At 43.2% G+C, this 3379-nt stretch carries 3 protein-coding genes; all 3 read right to left on the bottom strand.

Features of this window, described 5'->3' with window-relative positions; genetic code table 11:
* Positions 1–156: 156 nt before the first annotated feature.
* The 3 genes from cydX to L0J61_RS10140 are packed head-to-tail and all read right to left on the bottom strand — an operon-like array spanning position 157 to position 3067.
* On the bottom strand, positions 157–312 hold the full coding sequence (gene cydX / locus L0J61_RS10150) for a cytochrome bd-I oxidase subunit CydX (protein WP_301466326.1): 156 nt from the start codon (positions 310–312) through the stop codon (positions 157–159).
* Positions 313–339: 27 nt separating this feature from the next.
* Entirely contained in the window at positions 340–1476 is a 1137-nt protein-coding gene (cydB, locus tag L0J61_RS10145) for a cytochrome d ubiquinol oxidase subunit II (protein ID WP_301466327.1), read from the bottom strand.
* Positions 1469–3067: a cytochrome ubiquinol oxidase subunit I gene (locus L0J61_RS10140; RefSeq protein ID WP_301466325.1), complete on the bottom strand. Its 1599-nt coding sequence runs from the start codon at positions 3065–3067 to the stop codon at positions 1469–1471. The genes cydB and L0J61_RS10140 overlap by 8 nt, the downstream gene beginning before the upstream one ends.
* Between the last annotated feature and the right edge of the window lie 312 nt (positions 3068–3379).

Raw genomic sequence — 3379 nt, 5'->3', positions numbered from 1 at the left:
AAAATGTCGTTTAAGATTTTAATCCATATATCTTAACAAAAAAAGTGAGCTCATCTGAGCTCACTTTGTATCTAATAGATAAAACTGTATTGTCGAAAGCAGTAACCATTCATCAGGCTTTATCAGCAAAATGGTTTGCCACTATTTATCTGAGATTTACTCAGACTGCTGTTCAGGATCAGGTGTTTCTGACTGCTTATTCTTGGGAGAAAATGCCTCTAAGCGACCTTGTTCATGCTCTAACCAAATAGCATTCACAATGGCCAACAATACAGCAAACCCTAATCCCAATATCCATGCAAAATACCACATGTCGTTCTCCCCAAATTAGTAGCGCTTTTAATAAAGCGTATGATCATTTTCACGAATGTATGCAGCAGTAACTTTACCGCGCATGACGCTATACGCCCAACTGGTATAGACCACAATCAGTGGTACAAAAATAACCACGGCATAGAGCATGATCATTAGCGTCAAATGACTAGAAACACTATCCCAGATGGTCAAGCTTGAATTTGGGAAAGTAGATGACGGCATGACAAATGGGAATAGTGCAACACCCGCCGTCATGATGACGCCCAACACTGCGATACTCGAACTGACAAATGCAGTCAGTGTTTTACCCATTTTTAATAGCAATACCGTCACGAGCGCCATCAAAACACCCAGTGCTGGAAACGCCCATGCTATAGGATAAGTAGCAAAGTTAGACATCCAGCCACCGGACTGCACAGCCACGTCTTTACCAAGCACATTCGGCAAGCCCGCAGGATCAATCGTTGAGGTAATAACATAACCATCAAGCGTTTGTACCCAAAATCCAGCACCAACGAACAGCACTGCCATCGCTATAGCAGAAAGCATGGTATAACGAATGGCACGTGTCTGAATAACGCCTTCAGTACGATGGGATAAGTAGGTACCACCTTGCATAATTAGCATCGTGGCACTGACCAAACCACAAAGAATAGCAAACGGGCTCAATAGCTGCCAAAAATTGCCTGTATAAGTCGATCGTAAGGTATTATCAAAGCTAAATGGCACACCCAAGAAAAGATTACCAAAAGCGACACCGAAGACCACTGCAGGTACAAATGAGCCTACAAACAGCCCCCAGTCCCAGGCATTACGCCATCTTTGGTCTTTAACCATGCTACGATATTTAAACCCAACTGGCCGAAAAAATAGCGCCCACAAAACAGCAATCATAGCCCAATAAAAGCCACTGAACGCCGTCGCATAAACCATCGGCCATGCAGCAAATAATGCACCACCTGCAGTAATAAACCAGACTTGGTTGCCTTCCCAATGCGGCCCAATCGTATTGATAACCAAACGACGTTCTTCATCGTTTTTACCAATGAATGGCAACAGGGTACAAACCCCCATGTCATGACCATCCATGATGGCAAAGCCAATCAGCAAAACACCAACGATAAGCCACCACATTATTTTTAAGGTTTCATAATCAAACAACATGATTCACCTCCTGATCCGCTGCAGTCGGCGTTACGTCGCGAGGTTTTTCGCCATCATAACGTCCCGTACCCAAACTTGCTGGTCCTAACTTCACATATTTAATCATCAAATACATCTCAATGATCAGCAATACAGTATAAAAGCCAACAAACCCAGCAAGTGACCAATAAACATTTGCCACACCGATATTTGACGTCGACACGTAAGTTGGTAATACACCATAAATAGTCCAAGGCTGGCGACCATACTCAGCGACAAACCAACCAAGCTCGGCGGCTATCCAAGGCGCTGGCAACATCACCACCGCCCATTTGAGCAACCATGTCTTTTCGGCAAAAGTGCCTTTAAAGGTAAACCACAAGCTAACAGAGAACAGAGCCAACATTAAGAAGCCAAGCCCTACCATGATACGGAAAGACCAAAACATTGGTGCTACCTTAGGAATGGTATCATCTGCGGCTTTTTGAACCATTTCTGGTGTGGCTTGCGAAACATCGTCTGTATATTTCTTGAGCAAGAGTCCAAAGCCTAGATCATCTTTAACTTTCTCAAACTCATCTCTCAATGCCATATCTTCTGGCGTTTCACGCAACTGCTCTAGCAGACCTACTGCCGTAATACCTGTGATAATTCGTTCACGATTCAACTCTTTAATATCATGAATACCAGGAATTTGGGTATCAAAAGACCGCGTGCCAATAAGACCCATCGCATAAGGAATCTGCACTTCCCAGTTATTTTTTTCTTCTTCTTGGTTGATACTAGCGATCAAGTTGAACGGCGCGGGTGCAGGCTCGGTGTGCCACATAGCCTCCATGGTCGCCAATTTGGTTTGCTGTGCCTGACCCACAGAATAGCCCGACTCATCACCCAGTACAATGACACTACAGATAGAGGCAAGACCAAAAGCCGCTGCTACTTGAAAGCTGCGCTTGGCAAATTCAACGTCACGTTTTCGCAGTAAATATAAGGCTGAAATGGACAGCACAAATAAGGAACCGACCACATAACCAGCCGATACTGTATGCACGAACTTGTTCTGTGCATCTGGATTAAAGACAATAGCAGCAACATCAACCATCTCCATACGCATGGTCTGATAGTTGAACTCTGCACCGACAGGACTTTGCATCCAGCCATTGGCAATCAAAATCCATAATGCTGAAAGGTTGGTTCCAACTGCCATCAAGACAGTAACAACTAAATGTTGAAAGCGAGACAGTCTGTCCCAACCAAAGAAAAACAACCCCACCATTGTGGACTCAAGGAAAAATGCCATCAAACCTTCAATAGCAAGCGGCGCACCAAAAATATCACCGACATACTGTGAGTAGTACGACCAATTGGTGCCGAACTGAAATTCCATAGTGATGCCTGTGGTGACACCAAGCGCAAAGTTAATACCAAATAACTTGCCCCAATAACGCGTCATATCCTTCCATATCTGCAACCCCGTAGTGACATAGACAGCCTCCATAATGACTAGAAGCCAAACCATGCCTAACGTAAGTGGGATAAACAGAAAATGGTAAAGCGCTGTCACCGCAAACTGCAAGCGTGACATGTCTACTAGATGTTCAGTAATCATACCAAACTCCCTAAAAATAAGAGCTTACCAGCGCAGTATAATTTTATGGGCACACCTTCTATACACTAAAGTTGTAGAACAGCGTATCCATTTAGTCCATTTAATTAACTTAGCTATCAGCCCTGCATTACCTGTAAGATTGAGTTTTTTGGTTACTGATATCTATCTATGTTTGTCATCACTGTCATTTAAAACTGCAAACATTCGATTAAATTTAAAACACGATCAATACCAAAAAAACCAACAAGAAGCGAAGCATTACCCATCCTATTACTCTTAACAGAATGCGGATAAAACAGAAATAAAAATCAT

The sequence above is a fragment of the Psychrobacter sp. genome, assembly GCF_030457785.1.
Taxonomy (GTDB): Bacteria; Pseudomonadota; Gammaproteobacteria; order Pseudomonadales; family Moraxellaceae; genus Psychrobacter.
The sequence above is the reverse complement of the archived record's forward strand: the minus strand, read 5'-3'. Positions and strand labels throughout refer to the sequence as shown.

Coding starts and splice junctions, on each gene's coding strand:
- cydX (WP_301466326.1), bottom strand. CDS start 312: ATGTGGTATTTTGCATGGATATTGGGATTAGGGTTTGCTGTATTGTTG.
- L0J61_RS10140 (WP_301466325.1), bottom strand. CDS start 3,067: ATGATTACTGAACATCTAGTAGACATGTCACGCTTGCAGTTTGCGGTG.